Annotated in this window: 2 protein-coding genes; one reads left to right on the forward strand and one right to left on the reverse strand. The window is 44.8% G+C overall.

Going from position 1 to position 1,110, the window contains the following annotated elements:
• The coding region (locus tag HMPREF0693_RS18165) for an RNA-guided endonuclease InsQ/TnpB family protein (RefSeq protein WP_004247144.1) at positions 1-699 on the reverse strand (699 nt) is incomplete at its 3' end.
• Between the two features lie 22 nt (positions 700-721).
• Between HMPREF0693_RS18165 and tnpA the strand changes: the two genes are divergently transcribed.
• Positions 722-1,110 (forward strand): IS200/IS605 family transposase (gene tnpA, locus HMPREF0693_RS18720; RefSeq protein ID WP_004247146.1); only part of this gene is annotated, 389 nt, incomplete at its 3' end.

Raw genomic sequence — 1,110 nt, forward strand, 5'->3', positions numbered from 1 at the left:
GCGCTTTTGTTTTTGCCAGTTGGCACTGAATTTGATTTTACGGCTTAATTTCCGTTGAAGCCTTGCCAGCTTTCGCTGGTTTACTTTAAAACTGCTGACGGGCGGGTATACCGTACCGTCTGAAAGCGTGGCCAGTTTTGTAACGCCTGCATCAAGCCCGACTATTGAGGTTGATTCATGTTGTGGTTCTGTCGCTTCATACTCAGTCTGAATGCTGACGTACCATTTACCGCATGACTGACTGACCGTGACGTTTCTCACTTCTCCGACGACTTCACGACTGTTGCGGTAGCGCATCCATCCCAACTTTGGCAATGATATACGACTATTGGATTGATCGAGCTTCACGCCCTGCGGGTAGCGAAAAGCGTCATTTTTACCGCGTTTCTTGAATCGAGGAAAAGCGGTACGCTTCTGGAAAAAATTCTTGTAAGCCCGTTCCAAATCTTTAAGTGACTGTTGTAACGGTTGTGATGGGGCTTCCTTCAACCATTGTGTCTCTGTGTCAGATTTCCACTCAATGAGCCATGAAGCCATTTTTGTATAGGGAATGTATTTATTCCCTGCTTCGTAATTCTCATTCTGACGTGCTAATGCCCGATTGAAAACAAAACGACAAGCCCCTGCAAAGCGTCTCATCTCACGCTCTTGCTGACCATTGGGTCTTAACTGGAATTTAAAGGCTTGTAGACGTTTCATATTACCTATTATACTTTGGTCTATGAAAAATGAAACTAATATTCGCCGTGGCAGACATTGTGTATTCCTGATGCACGTCCATTTGGTCTTTGTCACAAAATACCGGCGAAAAATATTTGATCAGGATGCAATTGAAAAATTGCGAGGCTACTTTGCCAGTGTTTGTGCTGATTTTGATGTTGAACTGGTTGAAATGGATGGGGAACGGGATCACGTTCATTTACTGATTAATTACCCGCCAAAACTGGCGATATCTAATCTGGTTAACAGCCTTAAAGGGGTATCGAGTCGATTACTTCGACGTGATCGTCCTGATATTGCCCAACGTGATTACTACAAGGGGGTTCTTTGGTCGCCGAGTTATTTCGCGGGGAGTTGTGGTGGCGCACCAATATCCATTATCCGCCAGTA

This window comes from Proteus mirabilis ATCC 29906 (genome assembly GCF_000160755.1).
GTDB classification, from domain to species: domain Bacteria; phylum Pseudomonadota; class Gammaproteobacteria; order Enterobacterales; family Enterobacteriaceae; genus Proteus; species Proteus mirabilis.